Origin of the sequence: Streptomyces ziwulingensis (assembly GCF_039542605.1) — a bacterium.
Taxonomy (GTDB): domain Bacteria; phylum Actinomycetota; class Actinomycetes; order Streptomycetales; family Streptomycetaceae; genus Streptomyces; species Streptomyces ziwulingensis.
This window is the reverse complement of record NZ_BAABIG010000056.1, coordinates 122,463-143,995: the sequence shown is the minus strand read 5'-3', so window position 1 is coordinate 143,995 and position 21,533 is coordinate 122,463. Positions and strand designations below refer to the sequence as shown.

Genomic DNA, 21,533 nt, shown 5'->3' with positions numbered 1-21,533 from the left:
GAAACACGGACGAGAGGGAGGAACGCACATGACCGGTCCGGGCACGGGCGGCTCGGAGGAGCCGCCGCGACACCTCACCACCGGGGCCCGCGACGCCCCGTCCCGTGAGGAACGGCACGACGTCGTGATCGTGGGTTCGGGAGTGGGCGGCAGCATCGCCGCCTTCCGGCTGTCCCAGGCCGGCGTACGCAACGTGGTGCTGGAACGCGGGCGGCGCTGGCCCCTCACTCCGGCGGGCACGACGTTCCCCGCCTTTCCCTCGGTGGACCGGCGGCTCATCTGGCTGGACCGCGACTCCGCCCCCTTCACCGCGCCGCGCGCCTCGCCGTGGGCGCACCTCTTCAAAGCGGTCAGGTCGGCCCTGCCGCGGTCCACCGGGCTGCTCGACGTGATCGCCGAGGAGAACGCGATCCTGGTGTGCGGCGCCGGTGTCGGGGGCGGCACCCTGGTGTACGGGGGAGTGCTGGCGCAGCCCCGGCCGGAGGCTTTCCACCGGGTCTTCCCGGCGGAACTGGACTACGAGCGACTCGACCGGGTCCACTACCCCCGGGCGCGGCGCCGGCTGGGCGGGGCGGCGTTCCCCGAGGACCTGCTGGCCGAAGCGCCCTACCGGGCCCACCAGGTCTTCGACCGGGCGGCGCGCGCCTGCGGGCTGCCGACCACGAGAATCACCAGCACCTTCGACTTCGACGTCGTACGGGACGAACTGCGCGGTGTGCGGCCTCCGGCCGCGGTGATCGGCCAGTACCACTTCACCGGATGCGACAGCGGAGCCAAGCTGAGCGTGGACCGCACCTACCTGGCGCGGGCGGAGGCCACCGGCCGGACCCTGCTGCGTCCGCTGCACCGGGTGACCGGCCTGTCGCTGGACCGGTCGGACCGCTACCGGGTGGTCACCGAGCACCTGGCCGAGGACGGCACCGTGCGCGAACGCGTCGTCTTCCGCTGCGACCGGCTGATCCTCGCCGCCGGGGTGCACACTCCCCGTCTGCTGACCGCGGCCCGGGAGACCGGCGCGCTGCCGCGGCTGTCCGCCCGCGTCGGGGAGGGCTGGGGCGCGAACGGGGACCACGTCGCCGCGCTGCGGACCGCGGCCCTGCCGGCCGGTACGGTCCAGGGCGGCCCCTCCGCCACCATGGTGCACGACGCCGCCGGCACGGTCGGGGTGATGCACTCGCCGCTCACCACGCCGTTCGGCCTGGGTGGACTGGTCTGCCTGGGGATGGGCCTGTCGGACCGCTTCGGCACCTGGGTGGCGGCCCCGGACGGCCGCACCCGGCTCGTCTGGGACCCGGCCCACGAGGCCGGTGCGAGGGCACAGGTCGAGGACGTGGTGCGGCAGGTGGCCCGGCACCTGCCGGACGCGAAGGTGACCCCGTTGCGGACGTCGCGGCCGGTCACCGCCCACGCGGTGGGCGGCGTCCGGCTGGGCCGGGCCACCGACGCCCACGGCAGGCTGCACGGGTATCCGGGGCTGTACTGCCTGGACGGTGCGCTCATGCCGGGAAGCACCGGCGCCGTCAACCCCGCCCTGACGATAGCCGCGGTCGTGGAGTACTGCCTCGACCACCTCGTCACGGACTTCCTTCAGTGACCGGGGCGGCCGGCGGCGTCCTCCGGCCGTCGCCGGACCGCGGGGGTCGTCACGCGGTCCGGCGGTCGCCTCTCGTGTCGGAGCCCGCGTCCGTGTGGCGGCCGTCCGCGTGCGGGCCGTACCAGTCGAGGCACAGCACGGTGGCGTCGTCCTTCACCTCGCCGTGGCAGGCGTCGCTGACCGCGGCGACCAGGGCGCGCACCGCCTCCCGGGGGTGCTCGTCGGCGGTGGCGCGGATCAGGGCGGGCAGGTCCACGGACGCCGCCTCGCGTTCCTGCATGCCGTCGGTGTAGAGCACGAGGCGGTCGCCGGGGCGCAGGTCGATGTCCTGCACCAGGTAGGCGCCCTGGGTGACGACGCCGAAGGGCAGGTTGATGCGGAGCGGGACCTCCTCGACCTCGCCGTCGCGCAGCCGCAGCGGCCAGAGGTGTCCGGCGTTGACGAGCTGGGCGCCGGACCCGTCCAGGGCGACGCGCAGCAACTGGCCGGTGGCGAAGGTGCGCCGGCCGTGGTCGAGGAGGGCCTTGTGGGTCTGGCGGGCCTGTTCGGCGAGGTCCGCTCCGGCGCGGCGGGCGCCGCGGGAGGCGTTGACCACGAGGGTGGCCATCAGTGAGGCGTCGACGTCGTGGCCCATGGCGTCGGTGATGGACAGGTGCAGTATGTCCTGGTCGAGGCTGTAGTCGTAGGTGTCGCCGGCGATGTCGGAGGCCGGGACCAGGGCGCCGGCGAGGGCGAACTCGGCGGCTTCGCAGGAGGGTGCCGAGGGCAGGAGCTGACGCTGGATCTCGGCGGCCAGTGTGACCGTGGCGGTGCGGTTGCCCCAGTGGTAGAGGTCGGTGAACCGGCGGTCGGTGACGATGATGTACGCCAGCGCGTGCGCCGCCTCCGCGATCTCGTCCAGCGCGTCCGGTGCGACGTCGTCGAGGAACAGCTCCAGCACGCCTATGGCGTCGCCGCGGTTGGTGACCGGCGCGAGCACCCGCTCGCCCCGGTCGCGGCTCGGGGCCCGCACCAGCTTCTGGGTGCGCAGGACCTGGTCGTAGAGGCTGCCGTCGAGGGGGATACGGCTCCCGTGGCGGTCCTGGCGCGCCGCCGTCTCCTCGGTGACCCGGAGCAGTCGCCGGCCGACGACGTCGACGAAGAGGAACGACACGGACCGTGCGCCGAACCGGTCGCGCAGGTTGCGCGCCACCACGTCGAGGGAGTGCACGGGCGCGGCCGCCTCCGCCGCCGCCAGTACCTCGGCCAGTCCGGTCCGGTCACGCGTCACATCGGCCTCCACGGGCTCCACGGGTCTCCGACCCTCTTTCCCGCTGTCGCCTGAGCAATCGCGGCGGACCGTAGGGGACTCCGCCTCTCCTCCACCCGGGCGCGGGTCTGTGTGGCGTGAAGGGCCGGGCGGAGTGGTACCGGCTGGCGGGATAGATCGTACCCGGACGGCCCGGACGGTCGACGGCCCGTTCGGTCGACGCCCACTCCTTCGAGTGAGGCGGGAGCCCGGAGTGCGGGTACGCGCTCCGCCTCTCCGGGGTCCCGTTCCGCCCCCGCCCGGTGGCCCGGCGGGCGCGTGCGGCGACGCGCTCAGCGGGCGGTCAGGCCGACGCAGGCGCCCAGGCCACCGGCCCCGGCCAGGACGGCGCAGGCCCAGGCCGCGTGGCCCTTGAGGAGGGCGCGGCGGAGGTCCGCGTAGTGCCGCTCGTACTCCTGGCGCAGGTCGTCGGCGCGGGCGACCGTGTCGAGGAGCATCCGGCGGGTGAGGGCGGCGCGCCGGCGCACGTACTGCCGGGTGACGTCCTGTGCCTGTGCGCCGGTGAGCCAGGGCAGGCGCGCGCACAGTTCCTCGGCCTCGCGGCACGCCTCCTCGTGCTGGGCCCGCGCCAGCAGGTACCCCTCGGCCTCGGCGGCGACCGACGGGGGCCGGCCGCCGTGCGGGGGGCCGCCGTGCGGCTGTCCGCTCCGGCCCGTGATCAAGAGGGGTCCTGCTTGTGTCCGACGGGGTCGATCACGTCGCGCTGCCCGGTGTTCTCCTCCTGGTCCCGTTGTGCCAGGGCCGGGTGGTGGAGGTCGAAGGCCGGGGATTCGGAGCGGATCTTCGGCAGGGCGTGGAAGTTGTGGCGCGGCGGCGGGCAGGACGTGGCCCACTCCAGGGAGCGGCCGTACCCCCACGGGTCGTCGACCTTGACGCGCTCGCCGCGCTGCGCGGTCTTCCACACGTTGTAGAGGAACGGCAGGGTGGACAGGCCGAGCAGGAAGGCGCCGATGGAGGAGACGGTGTTCAGGGCGGTGAAGCCGTCGGCGGCCAGGTAGTCGGCGTACCGGCGGGGCATGCCCTCGGCGCCGAGCCAGTGCTGTACCAGGAAGGTGCAGTGGAAGCCGGTGAACAGCGTCCAGAAGTGCACCTTCTCCAGGCGCATGTCGAGCATGGTGCCGGTCATCTTCGGCCACCAGAAGCTGAAGCCGCCGAACATCGCGAAGACGATCGTGCCGAAGAGCACGTAATGGAAGTGGGCCACCACGAAGTAGCTGTCGGTGACGTGGAAGTCCAGCGGCGGCGAGGCGAGCAGGACCCCGGTCAGGCCGCCGAAGAGGAAGGTGACCAGGAAGCCGGCCGCCCACAGCATCGGTGGCTCGAACGACAGTGAGCCCTTCCACATGGTGCCGATCCAGTTGAAGAACTTCACGCCGGTCGGGACCGCGATGAGGAAGCTCATGAACGAGAAGAACGGCAGGAGGACGGCGCCGGTGGCGAACATGTGGTGCGCCCACACCGTCACGGACAGGCCGGTGATGGCGATGGTCGCGCCGATCAGGCCCGTGTAGCCGAAGATCGGCTTACGGGCGAAGACCGGGATGATCTCGCTGACGACGCCGAAGAACGGCAGCGCGAGGATGTACACCTCCGGGTGGCCGAAGAACCAGAACAGGTGCTGCCACAGGACGGCCCCGCCGTTCTCGGCGGCGAACACCTGCGCCCCGAAGCGCCGGTCGGCCTCCAGTACCAGCAGGGCCGCCGCCAGGACCGGGAAGGCGAGCAGCACCAGCACCGAGGTGAGCAGCACGTTCCAGGTGAAGATCGGCATCCGGAACATGGTCATGCCGGGCGCGCGCATGCAGATGATGGTGGTGATGAAGTTGACCCCGCCGAGGATGGTGCCGAAGCCGGACAGGGCCAGTCCCATGATCCACAGGTCGCCGCCGACGTAGGCGGTGCGCGTCGGACCGCTCAGCGGGGTGTACGCGGTCCAGCCGAAGTCGGCCGCGCCCTGCGGGGTGAGGAAGCTCCCCAGCACGATCAGCCCGCCGAAGAGGAACAGCCAGTACGAGAGCATGTTCAGCCGGGGGAACGCGACGTCCGGGGAGCCGATCTGCAAGGGCATGATCGCGTTGGCGAACCCGGCGAAGGTCGGGGTGGCGAAGAGCAGCAGCATGATCGTGCCGTGCATCGTGAACGCCTGGTTGTACTGCTCGCTGGAGACGATCTGCAGACCCGGCCGGGCCAGCTCCGCCCGGATCACCATCGCCAGCACGCCCGCGAACAGGAAGAACGCGAACGAGGTGATCAGGTAGAGGTGACCGATCTTCTTGTGATCGGTCGTGGTGAGCCAGGAGATGACCATCCGGCCCCTGCCGCGTCGCCCCTCCGCCGCGGGTACCGGAGAGAGTGGCTCGGTCGTTTGTGTCGCCATTGGTGTCCTCGATCACGGTGTGGTCGGGCGTGGCCCGGGCGGCCGCACGGCGCCTCGTGGCGGCGCCGGGCAGTGCGTGTCCGAACGCGAGGAAGTTAGTCCACGGTCCTGGCTCACGGCCCCGGCGCACGGCGCACGCGGGACCGAATGGCTGAGCGATGCATCCGTTCGGGCGCCTGGCCGGGACCGGCGAAACGTTTGGCCGCGCGGAACGGACGCCGGCGGGCGGGGACCGGGGACGCCGCGGACCGGAGCGGCTGTTTGTCCGCCGCTTCCGGGGGGACCCTGCGCCCATGAGCGAAAAGCCAGGCCGTCGCCGTGCGGGGCAGAACCGGATGCTGTGGCTGCTGGACGCCCTGGAGCGGGATCCCAGGGCGGACGCGGCGATCGACGTACTGACCCGGAGGGTACGGGCGCTGCCGCTCGGCCGGGCCCGGGACGGGCTGCACGGCAGATGGCTCGGCCATCCCGTGCACCCGCTGATGGTGCAGGTGCCGGTCGGTAGCTGGATGTCCGCCGCGGTCCTCGACCTGCTGCCCGGCCGGTCCCGGGAGGCCGGCGTCCTGGTGGGCGTCGGGCTGGCGGCGGCCGGTCCCGCCGCGCTGGCGGGGGCGGTCGACTGGGCCGAGCTGCACCGGGAGCAGACCCGGGTGGGGCTGGTGCACGCGGTGGCCAACACGGCGGCCGTGGGTCTGTACGGCGCCTCCCTCCTGTGCCGCCTCACCGGGCGGACCGGCGCGGGCCGGGCGTACGGCTTCCTCGGACTGACCGCGGTCGGTCTGGGCGGGATGCTCGGCGGTCACCTGGCCTACCGGCAGGCGTCCGGTGCCAACCACGTCGAGGAGGTGCCGCACGTCGTCGGGGAGGGCTGGCACCGCATCGGCACCGTGGACGAGTTCCCCGCCGGGCAGCCGGTGCGGCGCTCCGTGGACGACGTACCGGTCCTGGTGGTGCGCGAGATCGGCGGGACCTTCCACGCCCTTGCCGAGCGGTGCAGCCACCTGGCGGGACCGCTGTCGGAGGGCACGGTCGCCGACGGGTGTGTCCGGTGTCCCTGGCACGGCAGCGTCTTCCGGCTCTCGGACGGCTGGAACGTCGCGGGCCCGGCCACCGCGCCCCAGCCGGCCTTCGACACCCGCGTCGTCGACGGACGGGTGGAGGTCGCCCTGCGCCGCGCGGACGGGACCGGCATGGGCACGGGTCCGGGCGCGGGGACGGGGACGGGTGCGGATGCGGGCGCGGGTGTGGGTGCGGGGACGGATGAGGGTGTGGGGACGGATGAGGGCAGGGGTCATGGGCACAGCGGCTGACGGCCGTTTCGCGGACCGCCTCAGGCGGCGGCTGCGGCACACCGAGCGCACCTACGCGGCGGGGGAGGAACGCCCGCTGCGTGGTTACGCGGCGGCCATGGCGGTCTTCGGCGTCTATACGGCGGGCTGGGCGACGGTGGTGAGGCTGCGCGGGCGTCCGCTGCCGGAGCGGCCCGTGCCCTGGGACGTGGCGCTGACCGCGGTGGCGACCTTCCGGCTGAGCCGGCTGCTGAGCAAGGCGTCGGTGACCAGTCCGCTGCGCGCGCCCTTCACCACGTTCCAGGGCCCCCAGGGGCCGGCCGAACTGCACGAGGAGGCCCGCTCCGGAGCGGGCAAGGACACCATCGGTGAGCTGCTGACCTGCCCGTTCTGCATGAGCGTCTGGGTGGCCTCGACCCTCACCGCCGGCCAACTGCTCTGGCCGCGCGCCACCCGCACCACCATGGGGGCGCTCACCGCGCTGGCCGGCGCGGACGCGCTGCAGTTGACGTACAGCGCGCTGGTGGACAGGACGACCGGTGACTGACACCGGCGGAGCGGAGACCTGACGAGCGGAAGCCGGGGTGGACGGTGACGGCTGACGGGGCGGTGCGCCGGACCACCGGCCGGGTGGCCGGACGCGCCGCCGGGCCGTGGGACCGGCCCTGGCTCGACCGGCGGGCAGGGTCAGCGCAGGCTGAGGCGGGCCGTGACGCGTTTGCCGGCCGGCTCCGGATCGACGAGCAGGGCCGCGGTGACGGCCTCGACGATCTCCAGGCCGTGCCGGCCGACCCTGTCCGCGTCGGTCGCCCAGAGCACGGGGAAGGCCGGGTTGCCGTCCCGCACGATGATGTCCATGCCGTCGGCCCCGAGGCGCAGCTCCATCCGGACGGGACCTGGGGCGTACTTGCGGGCGTTGGTGACCAGCTCGCTGACGACCAGTGACGACAGTTCCCGCACCCGCGCGCTCACGTCGCGCCGGTGGTCGTCGCGGGCCCGGTCGAGAAAGGCCGCGGCGTGCCGGCGGGCCCGCGCGACGCAGCCGTCGTCGCCGTCCAGGTCGTACTCGGCACGGAGCAGGTACTCCTCCTGCTCGGTGCGGTCGCTGCCGTCGGTGTGGGGTCCCAACTGGCTTCGCCCTCATTCCCCGTATACGCGGGGTCCCAGTACCCGTCAGCGGGTCGGCCATGCCACAGCCGGCTCGGGCGGCCGGGCCCGCGGCCGGGGTTCACGCGCCCCAGCCGCCGCCGACCACCGTGCTCGCCAGGTAGGAGTCGCGCAGCGCCTTGCGCAGGCCGGGCACCATGCCGTCGTACCGCGCGGCGAGCGCCTTGAACGCGGGCTTGTGCGCGCGGCGCTCCTTGCCGGTGAACAGGCTCTTCACCTCGACCTCGGCCGCCAGCACCGCCATGGTCAGCTCGTCCGCCGGGAGCGCCGCCGGATCGAGGTCGCCGAGCGCGGCGTGCCGGACCCGCTCCTGAAGGGCGAGCACCTGCTGCGGATCGTTGACGGTGGCCCGGTCGACGCCGAGCCTGCGCAGCCCCTTCTCGTGCCGGACGGTGATCGTGCCCGCCGCGGCGAGCTGCTCGCGGACGGGCTTCTCGGCCCGGTGGGCCTTGTTGTGCACGTAGGAGAGCCAGCCCTTCGGCTTCTCGGGCAGTTCACGCCAGACCTCGGTGAGGAAGGGATCGTCCTGCGGTTCGGCGCCGGCGCGCGCGACCTTCCCTCCGTCGGCGCTGAGCGATCCGGCCAGGGCCAGTTCGGTCAGCGCCCCGGCGCGCAGCAACTGGCCGCGGCCCTGGAGGTCGGTGAGGGTGAACTTGTCCTTCTCCACGGTGTAGCAGAGCAGGTAGAGCTGCTGGGGCAGGGTCGGTGTCGTTCGCATGCCAGGTCCTCCGGGTCTTCGGTTCGGGACGGTCAGGTGAGTGTGGTGGGCGGCGGCGTGGCCGGGGTCCTCAGCCGCCGGGCCGAGCGCCGGGCCGCCCACAGGACCACCAGCAGGGCCAGGGCGAGCAGCGGGTAGCCCATCGCGATCTTCGCGAAGGCCAGCCGGCCCGTGGCGTCCTCGTCGTACAGCCACCGCTGTACGACGAACCTGGCCGCGAACACGCCCGCGAGGGCGAGGGTGGCGAGGTCGTAGTAGTGGCGGGAGGGTTTGTCCTCCAGCCAGGCGGTGCCGGTGCCGTTGAGCGCGCCCCAGACGAGGCCGGCCAGCGGGCGGCGGACGAGGACCGAGAGGAGGAAGACGCCGCCGAGGACGAGGTTCGACCAGATGCCCAGCAGGAAGAAGCCCTTGGCCGATCCCGTCTTCCAGGCGACGAACGAGGCGACCGCGACACCGAACAGGCCGGAGAGGGCCGGCTGCACCGGTTCCTTGCGTGCCAGCCGCAGCGCGCTGAGCGCGACGGCGACTCCGCAGGCGGTGACGATGGCGGGGGTCAGGCCGAGGGAGGCGTTGGCGAGCACGAAGGCCACGATCGGCAGCATCGTGTACACGAGCCCGGTGGCGCCGCCCATCTGTTCCAGCGGCGTCTGCTTCACCTTCGACGGAGCAGGCGTGGAGGTGGAGGTGGAGGTGGGATGTGCGGGTTCAGTCATGGTGTGTGATCAACTCGCAGATCGGAGTGAATGGTTCAGGGGGCGCCGACGGTCACGACCCGCCGTTCAGATGGCGGGCGAGGAAGCGGTCGGCCAGGTGGTACATGTCGATGTTGTTCTCCTGGTTCACGAAGCCGTGGCCCTCGTTCTCCTTGACCATGTACTCGACCTCGACACCGCGGGCGCGCAGGGCCTCGACGATCCGGTCGGACTCGGCCTTGACGACGCGGATGTCGTTGCCGCCCTGGACGACCATCAGCGGGGTGCGGATCCGGTCCACCCGGCTGAGGGGTGAGCGCGCCCACAGGTCCGCTTCCTGCGCGGGGTCGTCGGGGTTCCCGGCGTAGAGGTACCAGTTGTTGTGGAGCTGCGGCTTCACGAACTCCGGTACCGAGCGCAGGAAGGTGACGAGGTTGGAGATGCCGCAGAAGTCGATCGCGGCGACGAAGACGTCCGGGGTGAAGGTGACGCCGACCAGCGCGGCGTAACCGCCGTAGGAGCCGCCGAAGACGGCTATGCGGTCCCGGTCCGCGTACCCCTTCCCGACGGCCCAGTCGACGGCGTCGATGAGGTCGTCGTGCATCTTCCCGGCCAGTTCTCCGATGCCCGCCTTGAGGAAGGTCTTCCCGTACCCGGTCGAGCCCCGGAAGTTGACCTGGAGCACCGCGTAGCCGCGGTTGGCCAGCAACTGGGCGGTGGGGTCGTACATCCAACTGTCCCGGTGCCAGGGGCCGCCGTGGACCAGCAGCACCAACGGCAGCCCGGCCGGCTCCACCCCCAGGGGCAGCGTCAGATAGGAGGGCAGCGCCAGTCCGTCGCGCGAGGTGATCGTGACCGGTGTCCGCGGCGCCAGCGCCGCGGGGTCCAGGTGCGGGTAGGCCCGGAAGAGCAGGCGGCTCTCCCCGGTGGAGTGGTCGTAGAGGTGGGTGACACCGGGGTCGCGGTCGTGGGTGAAGCTGACGACCCAGCGCTGCCCGCTCTCGTCGCAGGACACGGCGGACAGGTCCCCCTCCGACAGTTTCTCCAGGTGCTCCAGCACCTCGGCGAAGTGCGGGTCCAGGGCGTGGATCACCTGGCGCTCGCCGAGGTAGCGCACCCCGAGCAGCTCTCCGGTGTGCCGGTCGAGGATGAGCGGCGAGGGCAGGGTGGGGAAGACGGAGGAACGGGGGTCCAGGTCGAGGTCCGGGTGGCCGTCGACCTCGCTCTGCGCGCCGGTGGCCAGATCGAGCCGGGCCAGCCGCTTGTGGTCGCCGTCCCGGTAGGAACCGACCCACACACCGGTGCCGTCCGGGGTGAGCTGGAACGGGTGGACACCCAGCGGGTGGTCGGCGCCGTCGAAGGCGGCGACCGGGCTGCGCTCCCCCGTCTCCGGGTCCAGCCGCACCAGTTCGATGTCACCACCGGACTTCCAGACCTGGGCGTACAGGTCGCCTCGGGGCGTGTACATCAGCCCGTCGACCTGGCCGGGGTTGCGCGCCAGCAGCGTCAGTTCGCCCGTGGCGATGTCGATCTCGTGGAGGTCGAACTCGACCGGGTCGCGGTGGTTCAGACGCAGGAGCGCCTTGCCGGGACGGGAGACCATCGTCTCGAAACCGATGGCCGCGGCCCCGGGGAAGGGGGTGAGGTCGACCGCCCCGGCCTCCGGGTTCTCCAGGTCGACGCGGTGGAGGTGCCAGTTCTCGTCCCCGTCGCCGTCCTGCTCGTAGAGCAGCCAGCGCGGGTCGTCCGTCCAGTGGTAGACGTGCACACTGCGGTGGTCGTCGGCCGTGACGCAGCGCGCCGGCTCCCCCGTGCCGAGGTCTTCCACCCAGACGTTGAGCCGGTCGCGCCAGGGCGCCAGATAGGCGATGCGGGTGCCGTCGGGCGAGATCGACGCGCCGACACGGGCGGGCGAGGCGAAGAGGTCCTCGACGGTGAGGTGCGGAACTCCGCGCGCGGCGGTGGACGTCTCGTGCGGAACGGTGGTCATGCGGACACTTCCTTCGTTCGTGGCATTGGGGTCGGTGCGCGCCGCGAGGCCGTGGCCGGGTGTTCTCAGGCGACCGGGTCTCCGACGACTCCGCTGGTGGCCGTACGGATCGCGTGGGCGTATCGGCGGGCGAGAGCCGGCACGTCGGTGGTCAGCCCTGCGGTGCCGTCGGCGCCGGCGCCGGCAGGGGCGGCGGCATTGGTGTCGGTGCCGATGTCGGCGAGGATGGCGGCGCCGATGTGCTCGTCCAGCACGCGTACGACGGACGCGGTGGCCGCGGCGTGCAGCCGTACCTCCAGATCGTCCGCCGGACGGCCGAGGCGGTCGCCGATGACCGCGCACATCTCGCGCTCGACCTGATCGCAGGCCATCAACCACGCGGTGCGGAGCGCCGGTTCGGTGTCGGCGAGCCGGATCATCTTCATCGCGAGTCGCTCGTCGGACAGGTCCACGGGCGGCGGCCGGTCCCGGAATCCGGCCAGTTCGGCGGCCAGGTGGTCTTCGAGGGAACGCTGCCGGGGCCAGCGGCGCAGCAGCGTCATCAGGGTGACGACGCCCTGCATGACGATCGGCTCGGCGCAGCTCTCCTTGCTGCGGAAGTGCCGCCAGATGGTCCGCGTCGACAGGCCCACGGCCGCGGCGATCTGGTCGCCGCTGGTGGCGGCCACTCCCTGGGCCCAGAACAGGCGCGCCGCCTCCCGGGAGATCTCCAGCCGCAGCCGCAGCCGCCGCTGCTCGCTCATGCCCCCGGGGCTGCGCTTCGTCGTCACCATGGCGCTTCGTCACCCTCTCCGTAGCCTGTCTCCAAACGACAGTATGTCACTTAGTGACACATGACAAGGAGATCCGGAGGCCTGGTTCGCCCTCACGAGGGGAGAATGGAGATCCGTAGTTCCCGACCGAGTCCGAAAGGTGGTCCCGTTGCAGCCAAATGGTGCCCCGTACGAAGGAGACGGCGCCGAGGAAGACGGTGCTGGGGCAGACGGCGTCCAGGAGGACAGCGAGGACTGCTCCGCGCGGTCGCCCCGGCGACGGGCCTACCACGCGCCCCGGCGTACCCAGGCGGCCGCGCAGACCCGGTCGGCCATCCTCGACGCGGCGACGCGGCTCTTCATCGACCACGGGTACGCGAAGGTGACCGTCGCCGACATCGCCCGGGAGGCGGGGACCGCCGTACCCACGGTGTACGCCAGCACCGGCGGCAAGACGGCCATCCTGACGCTCCTGATGGAGAACGGGGCGCGGAACCCGGCCGCGGTCGCGGCACTCGCCGCGGTGGGCGAGACCGGCCTGCCGCGCGAGGCGCTCGCCGCGGCCGTCCACGGCACCCGCCTGGACAACGAGCGGCACCACCGGCTGGTCCGGGTCATGGTCGACGCGGCCCACGCCGACGAGCACGCCGCCGCGGCCCTCTCCCGCGCCGACCGCGGATACCGCGAGGCCCTCGACGCCGTGACCGGCCGGCTGCGTGCACTGGACGCGCTACGGCCCGGCCTCACCCCCGCCCGCGCCACCGACATCCTCTGGTTCCACCTCGGCCACCAGTCCTGGTACGGACTGGTCATCGAGCGGGGCTGGTCCTGGGACACCACGGAGGAATGGCTCACGCAGCAGGTGACGACGGCTCTGCTGGCGTAGGGCCTGCCGTCAGGTTCCGGCCCGCCCCGCCAGCGGATTGGGCAGCGGCAGATAGCGTGCGTCGGCGCCGTCCGCGCCGGTCCAGCGCAGCAGCAGGTTGGTCTTGCCGGGCAGGGTGGCCGCGGTGAGCAGGGCGGTGGCCTCGGGGACGCCGTGCCGGGTGAGTTCGCGGCGGACGGCCGGCCAGGGGTCGAACCCCGGACGGCGTTCGGCGAGGGCGGCGGCGATCTCCGTGAGGTGGTTGACGACCAGGCAGTACACCAGCCGCTCCCAGCCCGCCTCGCGGGAGACCTCCGGCAGCAGCTTCACGCCCTCGGCGTCGCGGAAGAGGGCCTGTACGGGCGTTCCGTGGGCGTCGACCGCGACGAGGGTGTTCTGCAGATGGGCCTCCAGGACGACGCCGTGCCGGTCGAAGGCGGTGAGGGCCGGGGGTACCACCTGGGCCAGGTAGGCCGCCCACCAGAGGGCGGGGTCGGCCACCGCGTCCAGCGGGTTTCCCGCGAACCCCTCGGCGAGGGCGGCGGCGAGCAGCGGTGTCGCGCCGGGCAGCAGGGCGCCGCGCAGTCCGTCGCGGAGCAGGACGGCGAGTTCCTCGAAGGCGAAGGCCGCGGTGCGGTAGCCGTGGTCGCCGAGCCAGGCCGCCGGGCCGTCGTACGCCGTGAGGGCGGCGCCGGCGGCGGTGTCGGTGCGGCGCAGCCGGAGCAGGTCGTGGCGCCACAGCCGGCGCACGTCGTTGGTGATGCGCACGTCCAGGCTGAACTTCAGGAACAGGTCGCGCTCGGGCGCGTACACGGTGCGGATCGCGGCCGTCGGCCAGGCGGGGAAGGCGCTCTCACCGAGCCGCAGCAGGCGTCCGTCGGCGAAGGCCGGGGCGAGCGCGTCGCCGAGCAGGGCGAGCTGCCAGGGGTGGGCGGGCAGCAGCCGGTAGCCGGGCGGGGCCTCGCCGAGCGCGTCCAGGGCCGAGGTGTCGCCCTCCTCGACGACCGTGTCCGCGCGCAGCCCGAGCAGGGTCAGCGGGAAACGGGCGTGCGCCTCGGGGGCGTAGGGCAGCCAGGCCGCGGCCGGGCCGCCGCCGCGCGCCTTGGGCGCCGGGTGGTGGGGGTGTCCGGTGATCAGCGCCTGCTCGGAGCGCAGGTACGGGTCCTCGGGCGGGGTGGCCGAGGCGCGGGCCGCGAGCAGGGCCGCCACCGTGTCCCGGCTGTCGGTCATCTCGACGGGGAGGTGGGGGTTGGGCAGGCCGGTGTGGCGGCGCAGTTCCTCGGCGACGAGCCGCACCAGCTCGGTGTGGTCCACCCGGTGCCAGCCGTCCGGGGTGCGCACCTCGGGCTCGGCGGGGCGGCGCCCGCCGCGCACCCGCAGGTTCCGGCCGGTGCCCGGCAGCCGGTACACCGGCCGGCCGGCGGTGCCCGGCAGGGGCTGGGCCACCTCGCGCAGCAGGCAGTTGAGCAACGGCGCCGCCGCGTAGGCGTCGGCGCGGCGCGCGAGGTCGGCACGGTTCACGACGTCGTCACGGTGCGCGGCGTCGTGGCCGGCGGGCGGGGGCAGGACATCCACGCGTTCCACTCGTTCCCTACGGTCTGTCATGGGCGGAGAAGATCAGTATGTCTGTCCTCGTCACCTCCCGGTGACGCCCTGTCCGAACCCTAGGAGTCAGTCCGTGCACCGTCCCCCCACCGCCGAGGCCGAGGTCGCCGAGGAACTGGCCGCCCTGCGCCCCGGTCTCCTCCCCCGGTTCACGGCCGAACTGCCCGGTGCCCGCGCGGCCGTCCTGACCCGGTTGTGGCGTGCGCTCGCCTGCGAACCGCTGCCCTGGATCACCGGCCGCGACGTCGCCGGCGAGGACCTCGTCCTGCGGCTGCGCGACGGCCGCCGGCTCTCCGGCCCCCGCGCCGATCCGTACCGCACCGACGCCTACGTCACCGCCGTGAGGGGTGCGGAGGCGGTGTACGACGATCCGGCGCGGCTGATGACCGACCTGGCCGTACCGCACTCGGAGGGGTTCGCCGCGGAGCTGGGGCACAGTGTCGCGTCGATGGCGCTGTCCCGGGCGGGGAGCACCGTGCGCCCGGACGACTGGCCCGAGGCCGACTGGGAGTGGGAGCAGCGGGTGGTCGACGGGCATCCGTTCCACCCCAACTGCCGTTCCCGGCCCGGTTTCTCGGTGGCCGACCAGCTCGCCTACGGTCCCGAGCACGGGCCGGTGGTGGCGCTGGCCCAGGTGCCCGTTCCGGCGGCCGAGTGCCTGGTGACGGGGGTGTGGCCGGACAGCCTGCGCGGCGGGGGCCGGATCCTGCTGCCGGTCCATCCCTGGCAGGCGGCGCAGGTGCTGAAGCGGCCCGCCGGGAACGGGGACCGGATCGACGCGCATCCGCTGATGTCGCTGCGCACGCTCGCCGTGGACGGCGGGCCGCACGTCAAGACCGCGCTCAGCGCCCGGCTGACCTCCTCGGTGCGGGACATCTCCGTCGCCTCGATCGCCGCGTCGGCGGCCCTGTCGGCGTTCGGGGCGGAACTGGCGGCGCGCGGCGAGGGGCTGCTGCACGTCACCCGGACCCTGGGCGCGGCCACCGCGCACTCCCCCGACCTCGCCGCCGTACTGCGGGAGTCACCGGCCCGGTACGCGGGGCCCGGCGAGCGGGTCGTCCCGGTGGCCGCGCTGGCGACCACCTCGCTGCCCCGGCGGCCGGGCTGGACGGCCGCTCTCGCGCGGCTCGCCCTCCATGTCGGCCTGCGCGCCCTGGAGGCGGGCGTGGCCCTGGAGGCGCACGGCCAGAACCTGCTGGTGGTGCTCTCCCCCGAGGGCGAACCGCTGCGCCTGGTCTACCGGGACCTGGCCGACCTCCGGATCAGCCCGGCCCGCCTCGCCCGGCACGGCATCCCGGTGCCCGACGTCCCCGCCCGCATGGTCACGGACGACCCCGTGGCCCTGCGCCGCAAGCTGTTCGGCTCGCTGGTGGCCGGTGCGCTGGCCGGTGTCGCGGGCTCCGGGCCGGCCCTGCGGGAGGCGCTGGCGACGGCCGTACGGGACCTGCCGCGCACCCCGGACCTCGACGCGCTCGGCGCCGAGCCACTGCCCGCCAAGGCGCTGACGCTGATGCGGCTCTCCCCGGAGCGGAGCGGGGACCGGTGGGCGGAGCTGCCCAATCCGCTGCGTTCGGACAGGGGTTGAGGAGGGCGTCGCCCCGGGGCGTTTTGGAGTGCGGGAGGGGTGGTCAATAGGATCCGCCGATGATCACAAGTAAACGGCTGGCGGCGGGCGTGTGCGCCCTGCTCGCCGCGGTGACGGCCGGACTGGCCCTGCCGGCCCCGGCGAGCGCCGGTGAACCCACCGGCGAGGACGCGCCCAAGGTCGACCTGGTGCTCGATGTCAGCGGCTCGATGCGGACGCGTGACATCGACGGCGGGAGCCGGATGGCCGCGGCGAAGCAGGCGTTCAACGAGGTCCTCGACGCGACGCCCGAGGAGGTGCGCCTGGGCATCCGGACCCTGGGCGCCGACTACCCGGGCGACGACCAGAAGAAGGGCTGCCAGGACACCGCGCAGCTCTATCCGGTCGGGCCGCTGGACCGCACGGACGCCAAGACCGCGGTCGCGACCCTCGCGCCCACCGGCTGGACACCGATCGGTCCCGCCCTGCTGAAGGCCGCCGGTGACCTGGACGGCGGGACCGGCTCCAAGCGGATCGTGCTGATCAGCGACGGCGAGGACACCTGCGCCCCGCTGGACCCGTGCGAGGTGGCCCGCGAGATCGCCGCCAAGGGCATCGGGCTCACCATCGACACCCTGGGCCTGGTGCCCAACTCCACGATGCGGCAGCAGCTCAGTTGCATCGCCGAGGCGACCGGCGGTACTTACACGTCCGTGGAGCACGCCGAGGAACTGTCCGACAAGGTCAACCAGTTGGTGGACCGGGCGGCGGACCCGGTGGTGACGCCGGTCGCCACCGCGGGCGCGGACGCGTGCGCGAAGGCACCGGCGCTGAAGTCGGGCCTGTACACCGACCGCGCCGAGTCCGGGCAGCGGCGCTGGTACCGCGTCGACGTCGAGCCCGGCCAGGAGCTGCGCGCCTCGGTGAGCGTCGCCGCGGACCGGGCCGTGCGTCCGTCCTACGGTGTGCTGCTGCGGGCGGTCACCGCGCACGGCCGGGAGATCGTGCGCGGCGAGGCGGCGGGCGACGGCCGCACCGACGTGATCTCGACCGGGCTGCGGTACCCGAAGGCGGAGAGCGACGACGAGGACGCGGCGGACGAGGGGGCCGCCGAGGCGGTCTGCCTCCAGGTGAGCCACTCCTTCTCGGCCGCCTCGGGCGTGAAGACCACGCCCGGTCTGCCGCTGGAACTCACCGTGGACGTGGTGGACGGCCCGGGCGACGCCTCCGACGTGGCCTCCTTCGGCCTCGGACGCGGCTGGTGGCTGCTGGGCGCGCTGGTCCTCGCGGGCTTCCTCGCCGGCCTGGTGTGGGGCTGGATCTCCCGGTGGCGGGTAGCGGTCTGGAGGACCAACTGATGCGATGCGTACGAGTGGTGAGCGCGGCGCTGCTGGCGCTCGGCGTGGCCGCGGGCCCCGCGGCGGCCGACACCTCGCCGAGCCCCTCGGGGGACTTGGGCCGGGACTCCTCCGCGCCGACGCGGGCCGGCACGTCGTTCCGTACCGCGACGGAGATCGAGCAGGAGCAGCGGGCCACGGCGGACGGCGCCGCGGGCGACTACCTGTACTGGTCGTTCCCGGCGGACGCCGGGCAGCGGCCCACGGTGCGGGCGACCGTGAAGCTGCCGGACACGCACGCCGCCGAGACCTGGCAGGTCGACGTCTACGACGGCCTGCGCCGCCGGCAGTCCTGCCAGTGGGGCGCGCAGACCCGGACCGCCGCGGCGGGCACCTCCTCGGTGGAGCTGGCCTGTGTGCTGCGCACGGTCCGCGCCTGGTCCGAGCCGTGGGCGAACGACCCGCTGCCGGGCACGTACTACGTCCGGCTGACGGCCGTGCGCCTGCCCACCTCCGACCTCGGTCTGCCCGTCGGCACCGAGGTGCGGGTGGCGTCGCGGGACATGGGCGGCGCGGCGGCGGTGGACGGCTCACTGTCCGAGCCGCTGGTGCCGGGCGTGGCGGTCGCCTCCCGGGAGGACGGGGAAGGTGCGGGGGACGCGAGTGACCCGCCCGTGCTCTCCGCGATCGAGCCCGAGGACGGCTGGTCCTCCGGCTGGTGGTCCGACCGGTGGGTGTGGACGGCGGTCGGCGGCGCGCTGGCCGCGCTGGCGGGTGTCGGCGGGTACGCGCTGACCCGCGGCTCGGGACGTCCGCGGCAGGGGCCGCCGGGTTCACCCGGAGCCTGACCCGCACCCCGGAGTCCGGCCCCCCCCGGCACCCTCAAGGCCCGCCCCCGTGGCGGGCCTTGAGGTTTCTCAGCCCTCCCTGAGCGCCTTGGCCAGCGTGCCCTCGCCGGACACCTCGATGCGGCCCTCACGGACCGCGTCGGCGACGCTCGTCTCGCCCCGGCTGACGGCGGCCAGCGTGCCCGCGTCCAGGACCAGCCGGGCGTCGGGCTCGGCGGGGGCCGGGCCCTCCCCGTACACCGGCCCGTCCTGGGCACCGGCACAGAGGTGGAAGACCCCTCCGTGGAAGTCCCCCTCCGCCGGCCGCACTTCCACCAGACCCTCCCCCGCCCCCTTCAGCGCGCTCAGCAGCGGCAGCGCGAACCAGTGCGCCCGCACCGCGTCGGTGGGCCGCCGCTCCCCCAGCTCCCCCGCGCCCCACACCCCGAGGGCCTGGAGCACCGGCAGCAGCTCACGTCCGCGCGGCTTGAGTTCGTAGACCGAGGCGGCTCCCGGCGGGGGCAGCCGGCGCCGGGTGGTCAGCCCGTCGCGCTCCATGTCCTTCAGCCGCGAGGCGAGTACGTCCGTGCTGACGCCCGGCAGGTCCGCGTGCAGGTCGGTGTAGCGCCGCGGACCGGCGAGCAGCTCCCGGACGATCAGCAGGGTCCAGCGGTCGCCGACCACGTCGAGCGCACGCGCGGCGGAACAGTACTGGTCGTAGCTTCGGCGAGGTGACATGCGACGCAGTCTAGACAATGTGTTGGACTTTCCAAGCGACTACTTGGTAAAACCAAGCAACACCAGATACCGGAGGGGAATCCGCGCATGGAGTTCCGGCAGTCGAACAAGCTCAGCGAGGTCTGCTACGAGATCCGCGGACCGGTGATCGAGCACGCCGACGCGCTGGAGGAGGCGGGGCACAGTGTGCTGCGCCTGAACACCGGCAACCCGGCGCTCTTCGGTTTCGAGGCGCCCGAGGAGATCGTCCAGGACATGATCCGGATGCTGCCGCAGGCGCACGGCTACACCGACTCGCGCGGTGTCCTCTCCGCCCGCCGGGCCGTCGCCCAGCGCTACCAGACCCTCGGCCTTGAGGTGGACGTCGACGACGTCTACCTCGGCAACGGTGTCTCGGAGCTGGTCTCCATGGCCGTACAGGCCCTGCTGGAGGACGGCGACGAAGTGCTGATCCCGGCCCCCGACTTCCCCCTGTGGACGGCGGTGACGACCCTCGCGGGCGGCAGGGCGGTGCACTACCTCTGCGACGAGCAGGCCGAGTGGTATCCGGACCTGGCGGACATGGAGGCCAAGGTCACCGTCCGCACCAAGGCGCTGGTCCTCATCAACCCCAACAATCCCACCGGCGCGGTCTACCCCAAGGAGATCGTCGAGGGCGTCCTCGACCTCGCCCGCCGGCACGGCCTGATGGTCTTCGCGGACGAGATCTACGACCAGATCCTGTACGACGACGCGGTCCACCACTCGGCCGCGGCCCTCGCCCCCGACCTGGTGGTGCTCACCTTCTGCGGGCTGTCCAAGACCTACCGGGTGGCGGGCTTCCGCTCCGGCTGGCTGGTGGTGACCGGCCCCAAGCAGCACGCGCGGAGCTATCTGGAGGGCCTGACCATGCTGGCCTCCATGCGCCTGTGCCCCAACGCGCCCGCCCAGTACGCCATCCAGGCCGCGCTCGGCGGACGCCAGTCCATCCGTGAACTGACCGCGCCCGGCGGCCGGCTGCACGAACAGCGGAACACGGCGTGGGAGAAGCTGAACGAGATCCCCGGCGTCTCCTGCGTCAAACCCAAGGGCGCGCTGTACGCCTTCCCGCGCATCGACCGCGCGGTGCACCGCATCGAGGACGACGAGAGGTTCGTCCTGGACCTGCTGCTCCAGGAGAAGATCCAGGTGGTCCAGGGCACCGGCTTCAACTGGCCCGCACCCGACCACTTCCGCATCCTGACCCTGCCGCGCGCCGAGGACCTGGAGGCGGCGATCGGGCGGATCGGACGGTTCCTCGACGGGTACCGGCAGTAAGGGGTTTCGCGCCGCCCCGGCGGGACGGCCGTAGCCTGGGTGTCATGGGTGATCTCTTCCTCGTACGGCACGGCGAGACCGAGTGGTCGCGCTCCGGGCGGCACACCGGACTGACCGACGTACCGCTGACCGAGCACGGCCGGGACGAGGCGCGCTCGCTGGTGCCGCTGATCCGCTCCCACCGGATCGGCGCGGCCTTCGTCAGCCCGTCGCAGCGGGCGCGCGAGACGGCCGAGCTGATCGGCCTGCACGCGGTACGCGTCGACCCGGACCTGCACGAGTGGGACTACGGCGGCTACGAGGGCGTCACCACCGTCGAGATCCACCGGTCCCGGCCGGACTGGTTCCTCTTCACCGACGGGGTCGAGGCGGGGCCCGCGGACCACCCCGGGGAGACGCCGGACCGGGTCGGGGAACGGGCCGACCGCGTGCTGGCCAAGGTGGAGGCGGCGTTCGCGAACACCGAGGGCTGTGTGGTCCTGGTCGCCCACGGCCACTTCCTGCGCGTGCTCACGGCCCGGCACCTGGGGCTGCCGCCGGGCTCCGGCGCCCTGTTCCAGTTGGCCACGGGGACGCTGTGCCGCCTGGGCACCGAGCACGGGCGCCCGGTGATCGCGGCCTGGAATGTCAGACCCCCCGCCTAGTCTTCGGAGACAGAGCTGACAGAGCGCTGACGGACGACAGAGCCGGCAGACCCGCAGACCGGTGGGAGGGGGGCGCGGACCGTGACACGACCGCCGACCGCCGCGCAGTGGCGGGTCATCGACGCCGCCGATCCCGTCACCGGGCGGCTGAAGGGGACTCGGGCGCAGCTCGCCGCGCTGGTGAAGCGCGAGCTCGCCTTCCGGCATCCGCGTCCGCCGCACGACCACTTCCTGACTCCGGCCGGTCACCGGACACGGGAGGCCGGGCCGCCGGGGGTGGCGGCGGGCGGACCGGAGCGGGCGGAGCCGGCCACCGCGGCCGGCCTGCCCGACGTGTCCGACGGGGTGTTCGCGGCGCGCGTCGGGGGTGAGACCGCGGGGCCCGCCGGGCCGGTCCGGCTGCGGGAGGTGCGCGCGGCCTGGCAGGGGCTGCTGGAGCTGCGCCGGATGACCAGCGCGGACGGCGACACGGACCGGCCCTGCGACTGGGAGCGGGGACATCTGGTGCGGGCCGCCGCGCTCGCCCTGGAGGCGGCCGGACACCGCCCGGCGGACGGGGACACCGGCGGGGACGGGGGTGCGGGCGGGGACGGGTACCGGGTGCGGGCGACGCCGCAGCCCGACGCGGTCGCCGTGTACGTGCCGGACGCTCCCGCGCTGCGCGCCGCGGCGGCCACGCTGGAGGGGGCGGGCTGGCAGGTGGGTGAGTACACCGAGCCGCGGACGCGGACGCGGTATCTGCTGGCCTCGCCCCGCCGGGTGTGAGGAA

General features: G+C 73.5%; 20 protein-coding genes. 10 read left to right on the top strand and 10 right to left on the bottom strand.

Features of this window, described 5'->3' with window-relative positions; all coding sequences use genetic code 11:
- The first annotated feature begins 28 nt into the window (after positions 1–28).
- The gene (locus tag ABEB00_RS25955) at positions 29–1,594 is read left to right on the top strand and encodes a GMC oxidoreductase (protein ID WP_345622639.1); all 1,566 of its coding nucleotides are present in this window, start codon (positions 29–31) and stop codon (positions 1,592–1,594) included.
- Between the two features lie 49 nt (positions 1,595–1,643).
- Here ABEB00_RS25955 and ABEB00_RS25950 read toward each other — a convergent pair whose 3' ends face one another.
- The 3 genes from ABEB00_RS25950 to ctaD all read right to left on the bottom strand — a co-directional run bounded on the left by ABEB00_RS25950 (position 1,644) and on the right by ctaD (position 5,280).
- The gene (locus ABEB00_RS25950) at positions 1,644–2,864 is read right to left on the bottom strand and encodes a PP2C family protein-serine/threonine phosphatase (protein WP_345622657.1); all 1,221 of its coding nucleotides are present in this window, start codon (positions 2,862–2,864) and stop codon (positions 1,644–1,646) included.
- A 311-nt stretch (positions 2,865–3,175) separates the two neighbouring features.
- The gene (locus ABEB00_RS25945; protein ID WP_345622638.1) at positions 3,176–3,565 is read right to left on the bottom strand and encodes a hypothetical protein; all 390 of its coding nucleotides are present in this window, start codon (positions 3,563–3,565) and stop codon (positions 3,176–3,178) included.
- Positions 3,562–5,280 carry an aa3-type cytochrome oxidase subunit I gene (gene ctaD, locus ABEB00_RS25940; RefSeq protein WP_486389434.1) on the bottom strand — a complete coding sequence of 573 codons (1,719 nt, stop codon included), beginning with the start codon at positions 5,278–5,280 and terminating at the stop codon, positions 3,562–3,564. The genes ABEB00_RS25945 and ctaD overlap by 4 nt, the downstream gene beginning before the upstream one ends.
- A gap of 293 nt (positions 5,281–5,573) precedes the next feature.
- Here ctaD and ABEB00_RS25935 point away from each other — a divergent pair, with 293 nt between their 5' ends.
- Positions 5,574–6,590, top strand: a complete 1,017-nt coding sequence (locus tag ABEB00_RS25935; protein WP_425586567.1) for a Rieske (2Fe-2S) protein — start codon at positions 5,574–5,576, stop codon at positions 6,588–6,590.
- Complete coding sequence (locus ABEB00_RS25930; RefSeq protein WP_345622636.1) at positions 6,574–7,116, top strand: DUF1360 domain-containing protein; 543 nt, start codon at positions 6,574–6,576, stop codon at positions 7,114–7,116. The genes ABEB00_RS25935 and ABEB00_RS25930 overlap by 17 nt, the downstream gene beginning before the upstream one ends.
- 140 nt (positions 7,117–7,256) lie before the next feature.
- Here the strand turns inward: ABEB00_RS25930 and ABEB00_RS25925 are convergent, their stop codons facing one another.
- The 5 genes from ABEB00_RS25925 to ABEB00_RS25905 all read right to left on the bottom strand — a co-directional run bounded on the left by ABEB00_RS25925 (position 7,257) and on the right by ABEB00_RS25905 (position 11,909).
- Positions 7,257–7,697: an ATP-binding protein gene (locus ABEB00_RS25925; protein WP_345622635.1), complete on the bottom strand. Its 441-nt coding sequence runs from the start codon at positions 7,695–7,697 to the stop codon at positions 7,257–7,259.
- 100 nt (positions 7,698–7,797) lie between these two features.
- The gene (locus ABEB00_RS25920) at positions 7,798–8,454 is read right to left on the bottom strand and encodes a GOLPH3/VPS74 family protein (RefSeq protein WP_345622633.1); all 657 of its coding nucleotides are present in this window, start codon (positions 8,452–8,454) and stop codon (positions 7,798–7,800) included.
- 32 nt (positions 8,455–8,486) lie between these two features.
- On the bottom strand, positions 8,487–9,167 hold the full coding sequence (locus ABEB00_RS25915) for a DUF3159 domain-containing protein (protein ID WP_345622631.1): 681 nt from the start codon (positions 9,165–9,167) through the stop codon (positions 8,487–8,489).
- Between the two features lie 52 nt (positions 9,168–9,219).
- Positions 9,220–11,136 carry an alpha/beta fold hydrolase gene (locus tag ABEB00_RS25910; RefSeq protein WP_345622630.1) on the bottom strand — a complete coding sequence of 639 codons (1,917 nt, stop codon included), beginning with the start codon at positions 11,134–11,136 and terminating at the stop codon, positions 9,220–9,222.
- A 65-nt stretch (positions 11,137–11,201) separates the two neighbouring features.
- Positions 11,202–11,909 (bottom strand): TetR/AcrR family transcriptional regulator, encoded by a 708-nt coding sequence (locus tag ABEB00_RS25905; RefSeq protein WP_345622629.1) that lies wholly within the window; start codon positions 11,907–11,909, stop codon positions 11,202–11,204.
- 148 nt (positions 11,910–12,057) lie between these two features.
- On the opposite strand from ABEB00_RS25905, the gene ABEB00_RS25900 reads away from it, so the two are divergent.
- A complete protein-coding gene (locus ABEB00_RS25900; protein WP_345622628.1) occupies positions 12,058–12,774 on the top strand; it encodes a TetR/AcrR family transcriptional regulator in 717 nt (238 codons plus the stop codon).
- 9 nt (positions 12,775–12,783) lie between these two features.
- Here ABEB00_RS25900 and ABEB00_RS25895 read toward each other — a convergent pair whose 3' ends face one another.
- Complete coding sequence (locus tag ABEB00_RS25895) at positions 12,784–14,358, bottom strand: IucA/IucC family protein (protein ID WP_345622627.1); 1,575 nt, start codon at positions 14,356–14,358, stop codon at positions 12,784–12,786.
- A gap of 73 nt (positions 14,359–14,431) precedes the next feature.
- On the opposite strand from ABEB00_RS25895, the gene ABEB00_RS25890 reads away from it, so the two are divergent.
- From ABEB00_RS25890 to ABEB00_RS25880, 3 genes are read left to right on the top strand one after another with little or no spacing between them, the layout of a single operon-like run.
- Positions 14,432–15,943 (top strand): IucA/IucC family protein, encoded by a 1,512-nt coding sequence (locus ABEB00_RS25890; protein ID WP_345622626.1) that lies wholly within the window; start codon positions 14,432–14,434, stop codon positions 15,941–15,943.
- A gap of 59 nt (positions 15,944–16,002) precedes the next feature.
- A complete protein-coding gene (locus tag ABEB00_RS25885) occupies positions 16,003–17,280 on the top strand; it encodes a VWA domain-containing protein (RefSeq protein WP_345622625.1) in 1,278 nt (425 codons plus the stop codon).
- On the top strand, positions 17,280–18,107 hold the full coding sequence (locus tag ABEB00_RS25880) for a hypothetical protein (protein ID WP_345622623.1): 828 nt from the start codon (positions 17,280–17,282) through the stop codon (positions 18,105–18,107). Before ABEB00_RS25885 ends, ABEB00_RS25880 begins: the two co-directional genes overlap by 1 nt.
- A 69-nt stretch (positions 18,108–18,176) precedes the next feature.
- Here the strand turns inward: ABEB00_RS25880 and ABEB00_RS25875 are convergent, their stop codons facing one another.
- On the bottom strand, positions 18,177–18,824 hold the full coding sequence (locus tag ABEB00_RS25875) for a winged helix-turn-helix transcriptional regulator (RefSeq protein WP_345622622.1): 648 nt from the start codon (positions 18,822–18,824) through the stop codon (positions 18,177–18,179).
- Between the two features lie 87 nt (positions 18,825–18,911).
- On the opposite strand from ABEB00_RS25875, the gene ABEB00_RS25870 reads away from it, so the two are divergent.
- The 3 genes from ABEB00_RS25870 to ABEB00_RS25860 all read left to right on the top strand — a co-directional run bounded on the left by ABEB00_RS25870 (position 18,912) and on the right by ABEB00_RS25860 (position 21,529).
- Positions 18,912–20,120 carry a pyridoxal phosphate-dependent aminotransferase gene (locus ABEB00_RS25870; protein WP_345622621.1) on the top strand — a complete coding sequence of 403 codons (1,209 nt, stop codon included), beginning with the start codon at positions 18,912–18,914 and terminating at the stop codon, positions 20,118–20,120.
- Positions 20,121–20,164: 44 nt separating this feature from the next.
- A complete protein-coding gene (locus tag ABEB00_RS25865) occupies positions 20,165–20,764 on the top strand; it encodes a histidine phosphatase family protein (RefSeq protein ID WP_345622620.1) in 600 nt (199 codons plus the stop codon).
- Positions 20,765–20,845: 81 nt separating this feature from the next.
- Positions 20,846–21,529, top strand: coding sequence for a hypothetical protein (locus ABEB00_RS25860; RefSeq protein ID WP_345622619.1), 684 nt, complete (start codon positions 20,846–20,848; stop codon positions 21,527–21,529).
- Positions 21,530–21,533: the final 4 nt, after the last annotated feature.

What these genes read in the sequence shown, in the direction of transcription:
- ABEB00_RS25935 (WP_425586567.1), top strand. Translation starts at nt 5,574, where the DNA reads ATGAGCGAAAAGCCAGGCCGTCGCCGTGCGGGGCAGAACCGGATGCTG.
- ABEB00_RS25910 (WP_345622630.1), bottom strand. Translation starts at nt 11,136, where the DNA reads ATGACCACCGTTCCGCACGAGACGTCCACCGCCGCGCGCGGAGTTCCG.
- ABEB00_RS25870 (WP_345622621.1), top strand. Translation starts at nt 18,912, where the DNA reads ATGGAGTTCCGGCAGTCGAACAAGCTCAGCGAGGTCTGCTACGAGATC.
- ABEB00_RS25955 (WP_345622639.1), top strand. Translation starts at nt 29, where the DNA reads ATGACCGGTCCGGGCACGGGCGGCTCGGAGGAGCCGCCGCGACACCTC.
- ABEB00_RS25920 (WP_345622633.1), bottom strand. Translation starts at nt 8,454, where the DNA reads ATGCGAACGACACCGACCCTGCCCCAGCAGCTCTACCTGCTCTGCTAC.
- ABEB00_RS25895 (WP_345622627.1), bottom strand. Translation starts at nt 14,358, where the DNA reads ATGACAGACCGTAGGGAACGAGTGGAACGCGTGGATGTCCTGCCCCCG.
- ABEB00_RS25865 (WP_345622620.1), top strand. Translation starts at nt 20,165, where the DNA reads ATGGGTGATCTCTTCCTCGTACGGCACGGCGAGACCGAGTGGTCGCGC.
- ABEB00_RS25905 (WP_345622629.1), bottom strand. Translation starts at nt 11,909, where the DNA reads ATGGTGACGACGAAGCGCAGCCCCGGGGGCATGAGCGAGCAGCGGCGG.
- ctaD (WP_486389434.1), bottom strand. Translation starts at nt 5,280, where the DNA reads ATGGCGACACAAACGACCGAGCCACTCTCTCCGGTACCCGCGGCGGAG.
- ABEB00_RS25885 (WP_345622625.1), top strand. Translation starts at nt 16,003, where the DNA reads ATGATCACAAGTAAACGGCTGGCGGCGGGCGTGTGCGCCCTGCTCGCC.
- ABEB00_RS25875 (WP_345622622.1), bottom strand. Translation starts at nt 18,824, where the DNA reads ATGTCACCTCGCCGAAGCTACGACCAGTACTGTTCCGCCGCGCGTGCG.
- ABEB00_RS25915 (WP_345622631.1), bottom strand. Translation starts at nt 9,167, where the DNA reads ATGACTGAACCCGCACATCCCACCTCCACCTCCACCTCCACGCCTGCT.
- ABEB00_RS25930 (WP_345622636.1), top strand. Translation starts at nt 6,574, where the DNA reads ATGGGCACAGCGGCTGACGGCCGTTTCGCGGACCGCCTCAGGCGGCGG.
- ABEB00_RS25880 (WP_345622623.1), top strand. Translation starts at nt 17,280, where the DNA reads ATGCGATGCGTACGAGTGGTGAGCGCGGCGCTGCTGGCGCTCGGCGTG.